The sequence below is a fragment of the Bacillus sp. N6 genome, from assembly GCF_052805735.1.
Map to the genome: position 1 here is coordinate 3,076,551 of NZ_CM127843.1, position 19,699 is coordinate 3,096,249.

At 33.9% G+C, this 19,699-nt stretch carries 17 protein-coding genes, 3 pseudogenes and 1 riboswitch; of the genes and pseudogenes, 5 read left to right on the plus strand and 15 right to left on the minus strand.

Annotation, left to right across the window (positions count from 1 at the left end; translation table 11 throughout):
• Positions 1-24 precede the first annotated feature (24 nt).
• The 4 genes from aiiA to ACUXVC_RS15855 form a co-directional block, all read right to left on the minus strand.
• Positions 25-777: a quorum-quenching N-acyl homoserine lactonase AiiA gene (gene aiiA, locus ACUXVC_RS15840; RefSeq protein WP_098128211.1), complete on the minus strand. Its 753-nt coding sequence runs from the start codon at positions 775-777 to the stop codon at positions 25-27.
• A 291-nt stretch (positions 778-1,068) separates the two neighbouring features.
• Positions 1,069-1,542 (minus strand): GNAT family N-acetyltransferase, encoded by a 474-nt coding sequence (locus tag ACUXVC_RS15845; RefSeq protein ID WP_075717172.1) that lies wholly within the window; start codon positions 1,540-1,542, stop codon positions 1,069-1,071.
• A gap of 171 nt (positions 1,543-1,713) precedes the next feature.
• Positions 1,714-2,802, minus strand: a complete 1,089-nt coding sequence (locus ACUXVC_RS15850) for a saccharopine dehydrogenase (protein WP_144465348.1) — start codon at positions 2,800-2,802, stop codon at positions 1,714-1,716.
• A 120-nt stretch (positions 2,803-2,922) separates the two neighbouring features.
• Positions 2,923-3,234 (minus strand): ArsR/SmtB family transcription factor, encoded by a 312-nt coding sequence (locus ACUXVC_RS15855; protein ID WP_050845349.1) that lies wholly within the window; start codon positions 3,232-3,234, stop codon positions 2,923-2,925.
• A 247-nt stretch (positions 3,235-3,481) separates the two neighbouring features.
• Between ACUXVC_RS15855 and ACUXVC_RS15860 the strand changes: the two are divergent.
• Positions 3,482-3,630: pseudogene (locus ACUXVC_RS15860) on the plus strand (IS4 family transposase); the annotation flags it as partial.
• A gap of 175 nt (positions 3,631-3,805) precedes the next feature.
• On the opposite strand, the gene ACUXVC_RS15865 reads toward ACUXVC_RS15860, so the two are convergent.
• The 5 genes from ACUXVC_RS15865 to ACUXVC_RS15885 form a co-directional block, all read right to left on the minus strand.
• Positions 3,806-5,662, minus strand: a complete 1,857-nt coding sequence (locus ACUXVC_RS15865; RefSeq protein WP_098126753.1) for an alpha/beta fold hydrolase — start codon at positions 5,660-5,662, stop codon at positions 3,806-3,808.
• Between the two features lie 58 nt (positions 5,663-5,720).
• Positions 5,721-6,287, minus strand: a complete 567-nt coding sequence (locus ACUXVC_RS15870) for a TetR/AcrR family transcriptional regulator (protein WP_001072312.1) — start codon at positions 6,285-6,287, stop codon at positions 5,721-5,723.
• A gap of 358 nt (positions 6,288-6,645) precedes the next feature.
• Positions 6,646-7,788: an MFS transporter gene (locus ACUXVC_RS15875; RefSeq protein WP_098126755.1), complete on the minus strand. Its 1,143-nt coding sequence runs from the start codon at positions 7,786-7,788 to the stop codon at positions 6,646-6,648.
• A 62-nt stretch (positions 7,789-7,850) separates the two neighbouring features.
• Positions 7,851-8,447 carry a TetR/AcrR family transcriptional regulator gene (locus tag ACUXVC_RS15880; protein WP_001042196.1) on the minus strand — a complete coding sequence of 199 codons (597 nt, stop codon included), beginning with the start codon at positions 8,445-8,447 and terminating at the stop codon, positions 7,851-7,853.
• A gap of 281 nt (positions 8,448-8,728) precedes the next feature.
• The gene (locus tag ACUXVC_RS15885; RefSeq protein ID WP_144465349.1) at positions 8,729-9,493 is read right to left on the minus strand and encodes an SDR family oxidoreductase; all 765 of its coding nucleotides are present in this window, start codon (positions 9,491-9,493) and stop codon (positions 8,729-8,731) included.
• 169 nt (positions 9,494-9,662) lie between these two features.
• Between ACUXVC_RS15885 and ACUXVC_RS15890 the strand changes: the two genes are divergently transcribed.
• Positions 9,663-10,103, plus strand: coding sequence for an Lrp/AsnC family transcriptional regulator (locus ACUXVC_RS15890; protein WP_001178563.1), 441 nt, complete (start codon positions 9,663-9,665; stop codon positions 10,101-10,103).
• Positions 10,104-10,269: 166 nt separating this feature from the next.
• Here ACUXVC_RS15890 and ACUXVC_RS15895 read toward each other — a convergent pair whose 3' ends face one another.
• Positions 10,270-11,475 (minus strand): M20 family metallopeptidase, encoded by a 1,206-nt coding sequence (locus tag ACUXVC_RS15895; protein WP_095690583.1) that lies wholly within the window; start codon positions 11,473-11,475, stop codon positions 10,270-10,272.
• Between the two features lie 88 nt (positions 11,476-11,563).
• A riboswitch (SAM riboswitch) is annotated at positions 11,564-11,665 on the minus strand.
• 76 nt (positions 11,666-11,741) lie between these two features.
• Positions 11,742-14,051, minus strand: a complete 2,310-nt coding sequence (locus ACUXVC_RS15900) for an AAA domain-containing protein (protein ID WP_446025751.1) — start codon at positions 14,049-14,051, stop codon at positions 11,742-11,744.
• A 111-nt stretch (positions 14,052-14,162) separates the two neighbouring features.
• Here ACUXVC_RS15900 and ACUXVC_RS15905 point away from each other — a divergent pair, with 111 nt between their 5' ends.
• On the plus strand, positions 14,163-14,555 hold the full coding sequence (locus ACUXVC_RS15905; protein WP_095690581.1) for a VOC family protein: 393 nt from the start codon (positions 14,163-14,165) through the stop codon (positions 14,553-14,555).
• Between the two features lie 722 nt (positions 14,556-15,277).
• A complete protein-coding gene (locus ACUXVC_RS15910) occupies positions 15,278-15,610 on the plus strand; it encodes a hypothetical protein (RefSeq protein WP_095690580.1) in 333 nt (110 codons plus the stop codon).
• Between the two features lie 134 nt (positions 15,611-15,744).
• On the opposite strand, the pseudogene ACUXVC_RS15915 reads toward ACUXVC_RS15910, so the two are convergent.
• Positions 15,745-15,903: pseudogene (locus tag ACUXVC_RS15915) on the minus strand (histidine phosphatase family protein); the annotation flags it as partial.
• A gap of 497 nt (positions 15,904-16,400) precedes the next feature.
• Positions 16,401-16,588 (minus strand): annotated as a pseudogene (locus tag ACUXVC_RS15920) (hypothetical protein).
• 99 nt (positions 16,589-16,687) lie between these two features.
• Here ACUXVC_RS15920 and ACUXVC_RS15925 point away from each other — a divergent pair.
• Positions 16,688-16,819 carry a hypothetical protein gene (locus ACUXVC_RS15925; protein ID WP_255255480.1) on the plus strand — a complete coding sequence of 44 codons (132 nt, stop codon included), beginning with the start codon at positions 16,688-16,690 and terminating at the stop codon, positions 16,817-16,819.
• 1,201 nt (positions 16,820-18,020) lie between these two features.
• Here the strand turns inward: ACUXVC_RS15925 and ACUXVC_RS15930 are convergent.
• Positions 18,021-18,761, minus strand: a complete 741-nt coding sequence (locus ACUXVC_RS15930) for a YrrS family protein (protein ID WP_000532023.1) — start codon at positions 18,759-18,761, stop codon at positions 18,021-18,023.
• A gap of 237 nt (positions 18,762-18,998) precedes the next feature.
• A complete protein-coding gene (locus ACUXVC_RS15935) occupies positions 18,999-19,433 on the minus strand; it encodes a hypothetical protein (protein ID WP_015055158.1) in 435 nt (144 codons plus the stop codon).
• Positions 19,434-19,699: the final 266 nt, after the last annotated feature.

Sequence of the window (19,699 nt, forward strand, 5' to 3'; positions counted from 1 at the left end):
GCCCATGACTTTTTATATGCTATATCACAAATAATCTGGGAATACTTTACAGCCCTTTTCTTGCTCCATATCATGTCCAAAGAAAATAATCGGATTTTCTTTCTTAACAACATCTTTTAAACGTTTTATTGAAGATAAAGCTAAATCCGAATCAAATCCAGCAAACGGTACTTCATTTTCAAAGTTTTCTTTCGTATATGATGCATCAATAGTTAGCAACACTGGACCTGATTTTTCCGTCTCAATTAATAATGACTGATGCCCTGGCGTATGTCCCGGTGTATATATTAATTGCACACCTGGCACTACTTCATAATCCCCTTCAATGATTTTATAGTTTAAATTCGGCAATATACATTCTTTCAAATATTCCTCTCTGTGGAGTGCTACCTCATATTCAGCACGCTGTACAATAATTGGTGTATTTGTAAAAACGCCATTTCCTCCTGCATGATCAAAATGCAAGTGAGAACTAATGATATAAAGAAGATCATCTGGCTCATATCCGGCACGCTTTAAAATATTTATGATCCTATCGTTCTCATTCATTTTAGGTAAAACTTGTCCTTCAACAAATGTACCTTTAAAAAGATTCTCATTATTAAGAGCACTTTCTGGCATACCTGTATCTACTAAAATAAGTCCCTCTTCTGTGTCCAAAAGATAGCACCAAACAGGTAAGTTTAGTAGTTTACCCGGTGTAAGTGTACTATTAACTGAAGAATGATCCAACATACAACGACCTGCTGGGAGGAAATAAAGCTTCTTTACTGTCATTATGTATCCACCTTTACAAATAATTTAGGATAAAACATTACAATATAATATTTCGCTTATTAGAAATAAACTCCTTCTCACCTTTCATTATTTCAACCATTATTTTTTCAATTGTTCACAACTTTTCTTTACAAATTCAGTGATACTGGAAAGCCTATGCAGGAATTCAATCCGCCTTTAGGCATAGGATAAAAGTGTCAACTTTCCGTAGAAAAGTAAACGTCAAGTAACTCCAAAATATACAATAAAGGTTGATTTTAGAGTTACTTTTCCACATTGGAATATCTTGTCTTATTCCCCTTTTTCGGTGGATGGGCACAAACACCCTAATTCTAGAAATTCATCAGTTTCCATAAAACCAAACTTTTTATACACTGGTCTACCCATTTTTGAAGCCCCAAGCCATATTTGTGAGATACCTGAAATCTTAACTTCATCAACTAATTTAGTTAACAGCTTTGTTGCGATTCCTTGCCCACGATAATTTTCATTAGTATACATATTTGTGATATAAGCCTTTTTTCCAGTCTTATTGGTGTAACAAGGTGGAAATTCATAAAAAATTACTGCACCACAAGCTATAGTTTCTTCATTATCTTCCACTAGCCATTGAATTAAAGTACCTTCACTTAGTTTATTTTTAAAGAAAGCATATAGTTCTCTACCAATATCTATATTAGGTTCTATCCCCTCATCAACTAATTGCTTTTTTCTTAACTCGACCAATTTATCAATATCATCGATATTTGCTTTGCGATATTTCAACTTTTCACAACTCCTTTATAAAATTACAACTGACCAGCCCCATAGCATAATTAATTCTCATCATTTTACCATTGGTTCTTATTAAACTAAACTGCCATTAAGTTATTCGGGGTATTTGCTCTTCTTTGCTTGATAGCCATATGTGTACTACCACGAATAGAACGATACCTTTTATATATTTTCTTTCGTAATATTAACCCCATATTCCCTATAAAAATCTAAAATTACAGATGCATTCATACCCAAATCTAATAAATTTTCCGGAAAGTAAATTTTAGCATCCGGAACCACAATATCAGATGTTTGTAAAATATTCTCTGCTTGGACAGCTGCTCCTAAAGCAGTAAGATGTGTCTGTCCTAACGGATCTGATATGTTCACACATCGTCTATGCAATACACCATTAGCATCATAACCTTTAAGGTGAATAACTATGTTATGTGCACTTCCACTTCCGGGTTTATAAAGAATATTTTTTCGTAAGTCATTAAATTTTTCTCCACTGATCAGTTTCCAAATTCCTGTATTCACCAGAGAAACCAGTCCATATGTAGATATTTTACTATCAAAAGCAATCCGGAAGTTAGCCGAAACAGCATGAATTGATTCTAGCAGGGTTACGTGATCAGGAGTATCCAAACGATAACATTTGGTTATATAACCGTTTGGAAAGCGGACTTTGATTGGATCAGTCATTGGATAAGCCTGTCGCATTCCCTCTCGAGCTTTGACTTCAAATGGAATCGTTAACCGGTCCATATATGCTGTTGAATTTGGTCCCGCTTTGTCTTGAAGAGAATATAGTGCGTTGATATCAACCGTAACCTCTTGAAGTTCTTTTGAATACATTTTAGCAAAAAGAGCTGCTGTCCCTCCCATCCACCCTGAAGCTAATACAACAGGGGATTGGACCTCAACATTTTTTAATCGATCAATAGAACTCTTAAAACGTTCAGTCCAACGAGTAATGTCAACCAATGGAATTTTTTTTTGAACTGCAGATAGAAGTAGTCTATCTTGCGGGTCATTAACCGCATTAACAACTAATGTGAAATTATCATCCAAATTTCTTAACGGATCATCTAATGTGTTGTCTACAGTGACTATTTTTACTCTATCTGATTCAAAAGGTAACGCTTTCCCTAAAGTTCTTCCTCCTAATCTAATTTCCAAATCAGGATGTCGATCATGTAAAATTTGAGCAATTTGACTACCAACAACACCATACCCACCAACAATTAATACTGTTTTCTTATTCATCTGAAACCTCCATTTTAATTAGTGTGAGATCATATGTTTAAATGATTAAAAACTTAAACCTTTTAACATAATGTCGCTAAAAAAAGGGACAAAAGCTGTCCCTAAACTATAAATGAGTACCTAATTCTTACATTCATCTTCAACTAAAGAAACAAGTTCTTTTAAAAGATTTATTGTTTCATAAAATTCAAGACAATAATACATTTCAGTGCCTTTTTTCTGAACTCGAAGTAACCCTGATTGTTTCAATATTTTCAAATGATGAGATACAGTAGGTCTTGACATGGGAATATGCTCCGCAATTTGTGTCACATTCAAGCTATCTTTATCAATTAAAAGCGATACAATTTGCTGACGAGTTGGATCTCCCAACCCTTGGAAACATGGTCTTAAATTTTCTAAAATATGCATTACTTTATCATTACAGTTCATTTCGCTAACATTACCTTCCGTTTAATAATTTAATCATTTAAACGTATTATAAATTACATTGCTATCTAATGCAATAAAGAAGTAGCACCAACTTTAATTATAAATATTGAAAGTTTCATAAACAGCCATTATCAATTTTCCAGATTTGTAAGAATGTCAGTTCTTTTTTCTGTAACAATTGTCAAATTCATTCCAGCTATAACCAGGACAAACCCACGAAATTTACGAAGCTTATATCGGATTGTATCAAGAGCTTTCAACTCAAGTAATCCTGCTTCGCCTGTTTATCCTCCTACAGAAAAACGGCGAAAGTTCCACTGTTATGAAAAAAAGAAAGTCTTTAATATTTTAGATGTTGCCTATAATTGTACTCTGTGTCACAAGAAAACAGCATAGCAATAAATAAAATGGCCTAACTTCTCATAAATGACTGTTGTAGTGATATAAAATTTTCGTTATGGGGGTAATTTAAAATATTAACTTGATAGCTATGTGGCGGGACCCCAAACAGTAAGATTTTATTTCAAAGACACAACGATCTTACTACACACTTTTTATTTATCCCACACTCTCATCTGCTAATATTACTATTTTTTATTACTAATGTTGCCGTTTCACTCGGATGGCTAAGAGGAAAATGATGGCCATATGGAACAAAATCAACCTTACCAAGATGCGATGGAGCAGAATAGCCTCTGTCATACTCCCCCCAAATAATGTGAAGATTATACTTTGTTACTTCATTGAAATCACCTTGATCATTTTTTAGTAGTAAACTGTTAAGCTGAACCGTAGTATTTAAAATTCTAGGAGAAGTAAAACTTTTTCTTATTTTTTCAATATAATATCCAGGGATGCTCTCCATACTTTCAAACAAACCATTACTTAATAAATATCGCCCTATCAAATTAGTAGTTGCCAGTTTTAATGTCCATTTGTTCATAAATTGAGGAACATTTAGCGATTTAGCATTTTTTTTAACAACAGGTGGCTGAAGTAAAGTGATTGAATACTTCTTATCTATGTACTCTTGTACCAATGCTTCCAGAAGAATAAACGCACCGAATGAATGGCCAATTAGATGTGCACCATTCGTAGCTTTCTCCAATAATTTTTTCACTACATTCAAATAGATATCTAGAAGATTTTTCTCCAGTTTAAAAGGAGAGCGTCCCAAACCTGGAAGATCCAAGATCCATACAGGTTGACCAGTTTTTTCATGAAGCTCTTGTGCTAAAGGAAATAAATCCTCTCCATCACTCAATAAACCATGTAATAATATAAACGGTTTACCCTCTCCTTGTAATTGGTAAAGGGTAGTGTTATCGCATAATGTTCGTTTAAATAATTGATTATGTTGGCCATTTTGATACATCATTCGATAATCCAGATCAGCTACTACGGCAGGGAAAAATTTCATTACATTCGTCTCCTTAAACCAATCTCCTCCCATAATCTTCTTCGCTGAAACATTTGAAAATTTTCGTTTTGTAATAAAATTCAGTCCATCAGAAGGAATTTTTGTTATTTTACTTCCTCCACTATTCATAATTGCTTTCATAAGTGGCATTGGGACAGAGATTTTTGGTGCCCTCATATTCATACTTTCCGACATAATACTTAATAATTCAGCAATGTTCTGATCGTGCTGTTTGTCTTCAACAAGTGTATATGTTTGAATAGTCGGTTGCTCCAATCTGAAAACCTGCACAATAAACTTCGCAAGCTCATCGTTTGAAATAAGTGGTAACCTATATCCCTTACCTCCAGGAATCACTGGCATGAGCCCTCTTCGCATACTCATCACAAGCAAACCTAATCCTGCTATCTGCTCTGTACTCCCTGTTTTACTACTACCGACTACAGTTGGCGGATTAATTACAGAAAGCGGATAACCTACTGCCGCTGCCTGGTGACGGATATAAAGATCTGCTAAAAATTTTGTTCTCTCATATGGATTTTTTATTTTCAAATAATTGTTTCCTTCTTTAAACACATCAATTGCAATCTTGCTATTTTTATCATCAAAGGGACTCATATAACCTACAACATGAATAAATTGTTGCAAGCCCTTCAATTGATGAATACTTTTAGCTAATTCACTAATATGTTTGGCACCATTTAAAAATACGGAAGCTGCCTCTTTACTTGTCGCTTGAATATCCATGGGGCCTCCTGCGTGAATAATCACATCCGTTTTCAATACCCTCTCCTTATCTTCAGCACTTAGACCTAAATCTATTTTCGTCAAATCACCTTCAATAAAGTGCATAACTTCCTTTTTTAAGATGCCTCTTTCTTGAAAAAGGCGTATTGCTTTACTTTTCGACCTCACTAAAAGAAGAATTTTAACATCCTCTTTGGCTAATTCTTTCACTAATTGCTTTCCAATAAAGCCTGTTCCACCAATTAAAAATAGTGTTCTCATATAAGATCTCCTTTTTAGTACTAATCAGTACTAATTTGATGTAAAAAAAATGCTTCTTTTATCGAAGCAATTTTAAAAAATGATCTGCTGTTTTCGTGATTACAGTTGCATCCTTCAATGTTTCTGAAATAAATAACGCTCCTTCAAGATTTGTAATAAAAAGTGATGCAACCTCATCAATATTAATCGTATTTCTAAATTCTCCATTCTCTACCCCTTGTTTAAGTAATAGAGAAACTTTCTTTTGTAATCCTGTAAAAAAAAGACCTATTTTTTCTTTTATTTGCGTGGCCTGTTTAGGACTTTGAATATAAAGAGTAATAAATGGACAGCTCCCCTTATACTCTCTCGACTGAACTCCTTGTGATAATTGCTTTAAAAACAGTTGGATACGATCTTCAACTAAAAATTGGTTCTGAGAAAGTATGTCATCAATTGCAGATTGATACATTTCAATCCAATAATCAACGACCCCTTCTAATAATACTTCCTTATTAGAAAAGTGATAATACACATTAGACTTTGAAACTTTGCTTACACGTACTAATTCATCCATACTTGTATAAGCAAACCCTTTTTCTAAAAATAATGTTGCAGCTACTTCAATCACACGTTTTTGATTCATTAATTTTATCTTTGTCATAACTAGAACTATACAGTACTAATTTAAATATTGCAAGTATTTATGTTAATTTTTAAAAAAGTTTGATTAAAAAAGTTCCACTAACATTAATTTTACTGCAAAAAAATCTTATTTTGAATAAAGTTGAACTGAACCCCGAAATTGTTCATTCACTATCGTCTAATAGAGGTCACCATACCTGCCCATCAACTTAAGAAAAAGAAATGCCTCAAAAACGAAAAAATGAGCGGCTTCTCAGAATAGCTATCTGTAGAGAAAGAAAATTTTAATTTAGGGGAATATGGAAGTATTAGCTTGATGGTGATGCGGCGGTACCCCATATAAAGAAATTTTAAACATCTTAATCTGCCTTGCTTTTATGTAAATATGGGAATAACGAAATTACCCCAAGGATAGCTAAACAAGCTCCAATCCATAGCGGAGATACAAAACCATATCCTTTACTGATCCCAATACCACCTAGTGACGAACCAATAACAATACCTAGCGTAATAAAAGAACTATGAACGGTATTTATCATTATGCCATTACTAGCTGTCTTCATCACCCTCGCAACCATAGCTGGATTCAATGCTACACCAGTTAAACCAATAAAAATCGTAGAAATCACTGCAATGTATTTATTCTCTGCACTTAAAGCAAATAAAGACAACGCTATGATTAATATAATTAATCCACCCGTAAGTATTTTCATTGTAAATTTATCAGCAAACTTGCCAATTATTATATTCCCAATTACCGTCGCACTACCATAGAGAGCAAGTAAATATGGAATACTTGCACTTGAAAACCCTGTAACATTTGTAAAGATAGGAGTGAAATAACTAAATGCTGCAAACGTACCACCAATAATGAACATACTTGTTATATACGCTGCCCAAAGATGAATATTCTTAAATCGCAGAAGTTCGTCTTTCCAATTTAATTGCTCTTTATTTGAAGAGGATGGTAACAACCGTTGAATCATAATCCCTGATACTAGCACAAGAACAGAAACAGCCCCAAAACTAATACGCCAGCCAAAATATTGCGAAATAACGGTCGTTATAGGTAAACCTAATACAGTTGCGAACATTAAACCTGCAAGTACAATTGATGCAGCTTTTCCCCTTGAATCAGAGTGAACCAATGTCGCAGAAAAGGAAATCGCAACTCCAAAAGCTGAAGCTGAAGCAATACCAGTTATAATACGTGAAATCATCATAATATCATAGTTCCAAGCGATAGCTCCGAGCGATTGACCAATTAAAAATATGAACATTAAAAACAATAATGCTTGTTTGCTGCGCATTCGTAAGAGGATTGCAGTTAAAATGGGGCCTCCTATTACCATTGCTCCTGCATAAGCTGAAATTAAATACCCAATAGATGATACAGGAACCTGGAATGCAAGAGCAAGTTCATTCATCATACCTGCAACCATAAATTCTGATGTAGTCATACAAAAGATTGCTAAAGCTAATAAATAAATAATCGATGGCATAAAAACACTCCTTATTCATTATTGTAATGATCGGTACAAAAATAGTGCGAAAAAAGAGCGCACTAAGCGCCACAAATAGACTCTATTGTTCCTTTGATAACTTGTTCAGACAACATCCGATTTTGCATCGATACATTAAGAACACGGAATCCGTAATAACTGCTTAAAAGCAGACTAGCTAATTCCTCAGCTGATTGCTTCTTTGAAATTTCACCTGTTTGCAATCCTTCCTCCATCACTGTTTCAATAGCTTGTTTAAGAAGTTCAACATGCTTCGAGAAAATTTCTTGTACCATTAAATCGTTTTTAGCACGTTCTATACTGGCATTAATCAATAAACATCCTTTTTGATCCATATTCTCAAAGTCTTCTTTCAATGCCCATTCAAAAAAATTACTTAATCGTTCTTTAACTGGAATTGAAGTATGTAACAATTTCCTTTGTTCCCTAATCCCAATTTCATGGTAGCGTTCTAATACTTGTTTATACAGTTCATGTTTACTACCGAAAGTATTGTATAAACTTCCTTTTCCAAGTCCTGTATCACTGCATAAATCTTGTGTAGAACACCCTTCATATCCTCTTAACCAAAATGTTTTCATTGCAACATCTACAATTGAGGAATAATCAAACTCTCGAGGTCTGCCGCGTTTATTCAATCGTATCCTCCTCTCATTTTAAAGATAACATGAATAGAATACCCTTTTTGTACCATGCGGTCAATAATTTTGTTTTATTGTTACTGTAAAATAAAATTTGATTATTTTAGATTACGAATAATGAAAAATAGCCCCCTTATTCAAATTGCCTAGCGAAAAAATCACGTTTTAATAGACTTCTTTATCATCCCTACCTTTCTATAAATTACTAGTTATGAAACAAGGATCGTTTCATAACTAGTAATTTACTTGATTATCTTGATAGGTATGGAGTAGTGCCCCTATAAACAAAACCCACCAGAAACATCTAAAATCTGCCCCGTTACCCAGCGGCTATCAGAAGAAGCAAGGAATGCTACTGCATCTGCAATATCTTCAACTTGCCCTATTCGTCCGAACACAGATGAGTTTGTAGCAAAATTTCGTATTTCTGGATTATCTAGCAATTTTGCATTGATATCTGTCTTCGTATATCCAGGCATAATTGTATTCACTGTTATACCTCTTTCTCCAAGGTGTTTAGCTAGAGGCAGTGTCATCGTATTAAGCGCACCTTTACTTAAGCCGTATGCAATTGAGCCTGTAAAACCAAGCCTTACTTCAGCTGATGAAATGTTAATAATGCGGCCCTCTGCTCGTATTAATGGTAATGTTTGCTGGATTAAAAAGAATGGTGCTTTCATATTTACAGACATAATTTCATCAAAAACTTCTTCTGTCGTATTTTCAATCGTTCCTTGTGTACCTATCCCTGCATTGTTTACTAAAATATCAATCTCTGATGTACCAACTTTTATTTGTAATTCATTCTTTAACTGTTTTACTAGCTTTTTGACACCATCAATTGAATTGAGTTCAGCTTCAATTAAGAACGCTTTTCCTCCATTAGATTCAATCTCACTAATCGTTTCATCTGCAGCTGCCTTATTTCGACCGTAGTGAATCGCAACTAATGCTCCATCTTTCGCCAATCTCATCGCAATCGCACGGCCAATTCCGCGACTCGCTCCTGTTACTAACGCTACTTTTCCATCAAGATTCTTCATTTTTTCCATCCTTCCTAAATTTCCGTTTGATAAAAACCTATACTTATATTTTCATGTAAACACCAATCATTTTAAATATAGATTTATAGGGAATTTAGTCCATTCGCTTATGATATTATAGTTATAATTCGTAATTTACTTTAGAAAACAAAAATAAGGAGGCTACACAATGCAAAACGCCGTAAAACTGGATGAAATCGATCATAAAATTATGAACTTGTTGTATGAAAATGCGAGAATTTCTGTTTCAGAAATAGGACGAATTATATCCATGACGCAACCTGCTGTAAAAGAACGTATTAACAAGCTTGAAGATCAAGGAGTTATAGCGGCTTATCGAACGAAATTTGAGCCTGCAAAAATTAATAAAAACATTCAAGCATTCATCATGTTTAAAACGAGCCAATGCTCTGATTTTATCCAGTATTGTAATGCAGCTCCTGAAGTAACAGATTTATTTCGAATTAGTGGGGAATTTAATTATATGATGAAGGTCATGAGCGATTCGATGGATTCCCTCGCTGCATTTTTAGACTCCTTAATGCAATTTGGCTTGTCATCTCCTTTAATAGTATTAAAGAGTGAATTTGAGGAGAAATTGTCGTTTTGATAAAGGGATACGTATTATCCTCACTAACAGTAAAAGTTTCTCTTTCTTGAGAAAAACCAACAAAATCAATGACTAGTAAACAAAAAAGAACATTGATATTTCAATGTTCTTTTTGTATCTCTACTTATTAATTAGATTACTCTTTGAAAAGAGCACTTTAATCCCCTTACCCTTGATTCCTCTGCGCCTCTCTAAACTCCTCCTTCACCTTCTTTAACAACCCTTCTTCCGTAATTAATCGATACGCCGTATTTGCTAATGCTTTTGCCGATGTAATTAATGCTTTATCTCCAAGTTCTGAACGTGCTGCTTCTCTAAATTCATTCGTATGTGCAATTAAATCATCTGGTCCGATTTTAATGTACGGATGAATTGTCGGTACGACTTGACTTACGTTTCCTGCGTCGGTTGAACCGATCCCTACTCTTTCTTTACGATTTACATCTTCACCTAATAGTTCTAGTTCTTCCGCTACGATATCGTTATATGTTTTTGTTACGAGTAATTCATCGATTTCATTTTGGAATTGATGAATTTTTACTTTTGTACCTGTTGCTAACGCTGCTCCCTCAGCAATGTTTTTTACTTTTTCTGTTACTTCTGCACATCTTTTTCGCGTTGCTGCGCGGATGAAGAATCTTGCTGCGGCATAGTCAGGAATAATATTAGGTGCTTTTCCTCCCTCTGTAATGACGCCATGAATTCTCACGTCTGACGGAAGTTGTTGGCGAAGTGCATTAATACCGTTATAAAGCTGAATAACCGCATCTAATGCGTTAATCCCTTCTTCTGGCGAAGCTGCAGCGTGAGCTGTTTTTCCGTAAAAATGAAAATCAAGTGGATCGACTGCTAGTGAAGGACTCGTTGTCGCTGTTTTTCCGCTCGGATGAATCATAAGCGCCGCATCAATGTCTTTAAATAAACCTGCCTTTACATAACTTGATTTCGCGCTACCATTTGGCCCGCCTTCTTCTGCTGGCGTACCAAACACAACAACTTCCCCGCCAATTTCTTCAAGCGTTTCTGATAATGCAATTGCTGCTGCAACACTAATTGTGCCGATTAAATTGTGACCACACGCATGGCCTAGTCCTGGTAAAGCGTCGTACTCCGCTAAAAATGCGATTGCTGGCCCTTGTTTTCCAGAGCTTTTTCGCGCGATAAATCCCGTTTCATGTCCGGCTATATTGTGCTGCAACTGAAATCCTGCACTGCCTAGCAATAAACTTAACGTTCTAGATGCATAAAACTCTTGGTTACCAATCTCTGGATTCGCATGAATATCATGACTTGTTTCTATGTACTTTTCCTTATTTCTTTCGATACTCTCTTCAATTGTTTTTCTTTGTGACGTTACTCCTGTCGCTCCCATTGTTCTTCCTCCTTTTATTTTCACGTAAAAAAGCCTCTTTCTAAAAGATAGAAAGAGGCTTCTGTATATACAGTCAAAATGAGCTTCTTTCTTATCTTTCAAGTTACCTTGCTGGAATTGGCACAGTATTCATAACGAATCCGCTGCCGAGGTATCATAGGGCCAGTCCCTCCACCTCTCGTGATAAGAATTTTCATAAAATTATATTAAATTATTTTTTATTCTAAGTTCATTCCAAGTAAAAGTCAAGGAATTCCTATCCGAATTTACCGATTATCTAAAAATCCTTTTAATACACCAATTGTTTCTGGTGCTTGCAGTCTTGCACATACGTACGGAAATTCCGTACTACCTTCAAATATCATTTGAGATGTGAGCGGTGCGCCTGCCCAGAAGATTTCATCATCAATTACGATAAACGGGAATGCTTTATTTTGTCTTTGTAACTTTACATTTTTCAGTGGAACTGGTCCATCACTATAAACTGTTATCTGTGCATTTGTACGCATTAACGCTTGCCATACTCGCTTATCCACTTGTTTTGTACTTGGAAGTGAAATAATAATTTTTCGTTTTGCGGCTAGAATATCTTTTAATAGCCCTTTCGGCTCTTCAAGATTCATTTCCATAAACCAGCGTAAACGTTTCGAAATTTTCCGTTCCCACAATTGTCTCGATGTCGTGCGATCATACACATCTCCATGACGTTCTATATGAGCTGTTAATTGCGATAACGCTTGTTTTCTAGAAAGATTTTTACGCATATAATGGCAATCTGATAATTGAATGAACTTCCCTCTCGCCCTTGTCACTGCTACATTGACGAGGCGATGGTTTTTGTGATCAAAGAATAATACGCCAGGTCGTTCCTGCGGATAACTGTCAACTGTATCAAAGATCATCATATCTCTTTCAGAACCTTGGAACTTATGAACTGTCGCCGCTAAAACTGGTATGTTTTGATATTTCGTTCTCTGCAACATTTCTCTAATACACGTCGATAAAAAGCGTGACTGCGCCCTGTAAGGTGTCACAACACCAATCGACTGAACACCGTCTAACAATCCGATTAACATCATTTGCATCGCTACTAAACCAGACATAATGTTAAAACGTGAACCAGAAGCAGCATCTTTTAACGAAAAAGCTCCCATTTGGCTCGTATCAAATAAAACACTCGCTTCATTTGCGAACGGCTGCAATTGCGCAAGTTCTTTACGCTCTGAAACAGACGGATGATCATATACTCTGTTTTTATAAATAAATGAATTCGTAAACTTCGATATATCCGCATGCATACGTCTTTGTTCCTGCAACATAAATAGGTTCGGATGCGCTTCTGATTTATTTACAGAATCAACAATCCCAGCGTGGTAAAACATATCTTCCCCAAGCCATTTGCGAACGAGTTCATGGTTTGCCATCGCAATTGGAGGTAATTGTAAAAAATCACCGCAAACGACGATACGTTTTCCAAGTGAAGCAGCTAATGCGATTTGCGGAACGAACGCCATACTCACTTCATCTACGACAACTAAATCGAATGTACGCTCATAAATAAGTGAATCAATGGCACATTTCGATAAAGTTGCACCAATTACTTTCGCATTTTCAATATACTCTTTTTCTACTTCTTTAATTTTAGCCTTTTGCTTTCGAAGATCACTTTCAATCTCTTGTATACGCTTCTTATCAGCAGATGTTGCTTTATACGATAAGATTTTTTCACGAAGATCTTGGCGTGACTCTTCTAAGTAGAGTCTTTCCTCACCCCATGATCCGTTCGTCGTTTCAACTAACTTAGATGCAAGTAACGTTTCATGATTTCGTATATGTTCATGCTGACTATAACCGTAACGAACAATTTCGCCAGGCGTCCATTTCTTTTTCTTTTCAATTTGCTTCGTTACTTCACTCATTAATACGTCTACTGCCGCGTTACTATGAGCTAACACAAGTACCGATTTTCCTTTTTGATAATGAGCCGAAATAATACGTGATAAATTGTAAGACTTCCCTGTTCCCGGCGGTCCCCATACGTACGTTGTCGGATTATAAAACGAACGATATGCCAGTTCATTTTTTGGATTTTTCATCTTCTCAATATGTTTCGGACTGCTCGTCCCATCAACAAGACGCTTTATACGATTACGTTTCAGCTTATCTTTACGTGCTTCTTTCAATCGCTCTTGCAGTTGCTCTAAAAGTTGCCACGGTTCACTGTATAAAACCGCTTCTCTTATTTCACCTTGTATATAATCATTTAATTTCAGTTCTATTTCTAATCCATGTACAGATAATACTTCTCCTGTCGCTTCCTCACCATCGAACTCAATTCGAATTGGTGAACCTTCAGGTAAGCTTACTTCCGAAATAAGCTGAAATATATACACTGTATTCTCATAATCTGTATATAAAAAACGACCGTTCATGATAGAAATTTTACTACCACCTATCGTTTTCCAATGTTTAATTTCATATGCTAATGCATAATGCCACTCTTTCATCGTTTCTGATAATGAAGGAGTTTGAGTAGTTGTATTCATCGTATAATCTCCTTCCTTCTCCCCAAACATACTTTCTCACTATACCATACAACACGCTAAAATTTGTAAGGTTTTTATCTTGCTTATTTTCTTAATTTTCAATAATATATTGTATATAATTTTCAGAAAGAAGGAATCTACATGCCAGTTAGAAGAATTGAACACGTAGGACTTATGGTTGCAAACTTAGAAGCATCTATCTCATTTTATGAAGAAGTAGTCGGCTTACAGCTCCTTAAACGTATGGGGCACCCGAATCCAGATTTAAAACTCGCTTTTTTAGGTGTGGAAGAATCGAAAGAAACGATACTCGAACTCATTGAAGGCTACAATTCTTCCTTGCCAGCAGAAGGAAAAGTACATCACATTTGCTTTAAGGTAGATTCATTAGAGGATGAAATTGAAAGAATACTAAAACACGGCGTAACCTTTTTACTAGGAGAAGAAATCGAAACATTACCAGATGGAACACGTTACATATTCTTCGCTGGTCCTGATGGGGAGTGGATTGAGTTTTTTGAGACGGAGAGATAAAGGGAAACTTTAGTCAGCCCACAATAAACGGGATAATAACTTTATGATCCACATAAGGAGTAGAAACTGATGAAGACAGTTTTTATTATCGTTTTTTGGTACTTATACTATTGATGTCATGGGGGTATTTTGCAATTCAAAAATGCTGTTTACTTATAGCAGTATCTTTTACGAATGCAAAAATAGCCAAAATACGCAAGCAGTTCCGCATAAAAACTTGCATATTTTAGGCTGTTTAATTGTACTCCTTATTTTGTTAAAGTTACCCGTCAATTCAATTCCAAAGACCTCAGCTGACAATTAACTCAAGTACCGATTTCGGATGACCCTCATGTGATGAAGTTCGTGTTCTGTATCCGCTACACTATCTGTAGCAAAAGTTGCTATCTCATTTTCTTCAACACTTGACAAAGTAACACCTTCTTTTCAAATTCAAAGAAAAGTTTTTATTTTTCAGCATAAAGCATTATAACTCAACTGTTTTCATACAAAATTTTATGAAAAAAAGAAAAGCGAGGATCCCTCATATCCCCGCTATATCAATGATGTATAAAATCCTATATAAGAGATACATAGACAAAAAACAAGAACCCCTGTACATACAAGGATTCTATGAAATTATTTGCTACCGATAATGGGGCGTTGTGTTAACTATATACGAATATCATATTCATCCAAAATTGCCCTTATTGATGGTACAATTAAAGTCTTGGAGGGGGATTATGGGAATTTTTTTATATTTTGCATTTTATTTTGGAGTACTGTTTCTTATAATTGTTACTGCATTAGTTTTATTTATTATGGCTGCATTACCAAAAATCTGGAGTAAAAATCTATCATTCGTAATGATCGGTTTAGGGATAAATATACTTACTATTCCGTTGTCTTTTTTTATAGGTGGGATGGCAACAGATTCTCCTGATAGTACTAGGTTAGATTTTTGGAAAGGATTTTTCTTTATTCAAAAAATACCGCTCTTTTTACTGAGCTTTTTATTATTTTTAACTGTGGTGTTGTGGTTTATTCGTAAGAACAAGAAAAAAGTAAACATATAGAATTTCAAAACGACTTCCAATAACAAGAATTATGTAAATAAGCTGTCCATATGGACAGCTTATTGTTTTTTTGCTTAGCGTGCAAAATTCGAGTCTTGTTGGCGATACCCCATCGCTATCAAGCTAAGCTCATACAACATCAAATTCATTACAGCTCCATGAGTGCCTAATACTATTTTCTGTCCTCGATAGGTGTTTAATAATTCTTTTAAGACTTTTGTCGCACGTTTCTGACAGTCGACATTAGACTCTCCTCACGTTAAAGCAAATTCGGGGTCTAAGTTTGGTTTTTTACTTCCAAAAATATCTTAGCGTATAAGGGGATAGGAGACGATTCCCAGTATTAGGTTAGGGGCCACTCTGGGATTTGATTACAAATAAAAAAGAACTTTATTCAAGTCCCTTTAATCTACGATAAAGATCGACCTAACTTACACATGTAATTTGTCATATTTGTTTAAAAATCAAATATATATTCTCTACACTCCCCAGTTATCAGTAGGTCATGTATTTAAAAATCTAAAAAGGTCCTTTTAGATTTTCTGAAGAGACTTTTTACTTCAATAAAGTATAATAAAAGCCGTAGGAGTTTAATGCCTACAACTTTGTAAAAGGATCTTGATTCACTATAAAATATCCTCTATAGATTTATCCTTAAAATTTACTTTTAACTTGATGTTAATGTGACGTAACCTTAAATATTTAGAAATTCAAAAAGCCCCCTAATATTGTTAAAGGGGCTTTACTCATACGAATGATAATTTTTATAAATAATTGCTAAATAGTGAATTTACATAAATGCTTTTAGAAGCTCTTGAACTAATGGGATTGCTCCACCTATAAATTTTAAAACTGCCATTGCGATTTCCATATTATTTCCTCCTCTTTTGTTAATACTGGGATGTGATTAAACTTTATACCCTTATTATAGTAAACGCTTACATTTGTAACAATACATTTCTGTATGCAATATTGCATATTTATACATTTTGACAATATTTAACCTCTATTAGTCATTCTTTAATGGTACCATAACGAAGTGAGAGTCTTTAAGGGTTCTCCTTAATAGGAGGAAATATGGAAAAAGTTCAAGGTATTTACAGTAATGTAAAATTTAAAAGTTGGTTTAAACAAGTATTAGCTGTAGGAGGAATATTAGGATTCTGCTACTTGGTGTTATATGGTTTTTGTTTTTTAGTTGATATGTAAATATTATACAACGATACTAGTGGAGTCTTGCCTACAGAGGTAAGACTCTTTTATTGTACTTGAGATGAACAAACTACATACAATAGCTTTCAGGTTCTTCAGATTACTCTGTATGGTTCTTTGTTCCTCTATGTTCTAGACCCACTATTTCCTATCATTGAATATAAATGAACTTCCATTTATATTGAAAATACAATTTTATTGATAAAAAATGTCTTTTTACTAGATACATATTAAAAGGAAAAGTATAAGTTGTATTCCATTTCGGTACAATCTTTTTATCTTTGAAAAGGACTTAAATCTTATTAATAGATTTGAGTCTTTTTTGTATACATCAATCTCTATATAACCATATAAATATAATATATTAAAAATAATTTAAATGCAAGAATACTTGTAGAGGAACCGCCAGCACTTCGAAAAAAACAAGCTAAGCCAAAAAATACAATAAGCTGCCCATATGGACAGCTTATTTACATAATTTTCTTTATGGGAAGTACACTTAAGGCCAATTTTAACTTAATAGGAGTCTAATATCTCAAGTTTCTTAGCTAATACCCAGCTATTTAGGCCTAAAGATGCATAAATATTGTAATAAAAATAATTCCCGTTTATCAATGTTTCCTATAATTCTTTAGTATCTTCATAGAACATAGGCCAACCTTGCATTAAGATATTATATATATATTTCTTACTACAAATATGGACGGTATTATCCTTGTTGCAGTTTTAATTTTAATCAAGTCTATTGTAATTACACAGATTGAAATATCTATTCAATTTTAAAAATAGTAAAGGAAATGTATATAAAAAGATCACTTGTCTTAGAAACAAGTGATCTTTTTATTAGATAAACTGCAACTTGCTAACAGCAGGTAATTGTTATCCTATTCATATGTTCAATAGATATCATAATACATTTTTTAGTTATATAGACGGAATTGTTTCTAATGAAATGAGACCAAAAATATTTCAAAAGGTACCATTAATTATTTAATGCTTTAAAAATGCAATTTTGAACCTTTCGAAGCACTAAATTAGATAGATTTTAATAAACTTCGAACTTTGTCTGCATCAAGATCTCACAATTGAGCCTGAGTAATTAATCCTGTCAACATAGCAAAAAGGTCCTGATTGAAACAAACTCTTTTATGAGTTTTACAAGAGTAAACTTTTAAACATATAATTACATTTCTACTATTTATTTTACCACTTGTACAGATGCTGGTTTCCACCCCTGATTCTCTACCCAATCAATATTAACCTTATATTTTTTATTACTTTGTTTATCTCGTACATTACCGTAGGCTTTATTATTACCATTATTTCCAATAAAATCGAAAATCAATTGGCTCTCTGGAACATCAACAGCATAAGAGATTGCTTTTTTCATCTCACTCCAATCTACTGTTCCTTCTTTAAATTTCATATCAGGTTTTGCTCCTTGCTCTGTACCAATTGGCTTCCATGAAGGATTAGTTTGAGGATCCTTTTCTTGAGATACCGTTTTTTCTTCCTCTTTATTTTCAGTTCCGTTCGTTTTTACCGATTTTTCTAATTTTTGTTTCCCTTCTAACTGTGCTGCTTCTTTATCTTCAGTTTTCTTCTCTTCTATCTTTGCTATTTCTTTATCTTCAGTTTTCTTCTCTTCTATCTTTGCTGTTTCTTTATCTTCAGTTTTCTTCTCTTTTATCTTTGCTGTTTCTTTATCTTCAGTTTTCTTCTCTTCTATCTTTGCTGTTTCTTTATCTTTAGTTTTCTTCTCTTCTATCTTTGTTACTTTCTTTTCTTGAGCAATTGCTTTCTTTGATGTATTAGAAGGGGTAAACAACTGGTATGTCACTATACCAACTGTCACTAATACCAAAGTAAATGCAATATTAAAAATTGCCTTTTGACGACGATTCTGTTGTTTTTCTTGAAATCTGCTTACTTGTCCCATTCTTCAAACCTCCGTTTTTACTTTCTCCTCTACTCTTTATGTATTATCCCTAAAATTCTTAATATTTTTATTAAACAATAGAAATAAACTACACTTTCCATACAGGATTTCATATCATAATATAATTTGTGTTTTTTCAAGTATCTGACATATGTTATTCAAAATAGTTTAATACATTAAAAATTGATAAGCTTCTGCACTTAAGAAACCTTCAATTTTATTCAAAGGTGATTCCAATTACGTCCACATTAGATCTCCTGTAGAAAGCTTTTTAACAATTAAGCCTCTTCTTCCCTTATTTATAATTTTTAAATTAAATTTCCCTCTATAGTATAATAAAGATGTTTCGTTTTCTAATGGGGTATGTCGTAAAATCAAAAGAGATTTTATCTCTTTTACCTTCTTTTCAGAGTAAATTTCACCACTAGGAAATTCTATTATTCCTAATGTAATCTTTAATTCGCTCTCATCAAAAGTCCACTCTTTATTAAGTTCTCTTATCTTTTGTATAAAGCTTCTTTTGGTTTGTCCTATATAGAGCAATGTTACATTCTTAGCAAATACTCTAGAGATTGCAAATATCCCCTTCTTAGAAGCTTCTTCCCTATTATAAAAGTCATTTATACTATACATGCCATACCACTTAATATGTACTGTTTCTATGAATCTCACCTCGTTTTTAGACAATATTATAATTTCTGAATGTTCAAATTATTATGGGTACATATGCTTGATTACTTGAATTATAAATTGTGCTTTTCAATAATACATTTTATTATTACTAATTTCAATAATGAAAAAAAATACAATACTATAGTTTAATTACAAAGCTGTATAAAAAACAAAGTGATGTCGTGCCACATATTTTCTTTTTTTACAATATCAAACTATCGTGAACAAAATTTTAAAAGTTATGGAATAAAAATACAATGTGTATG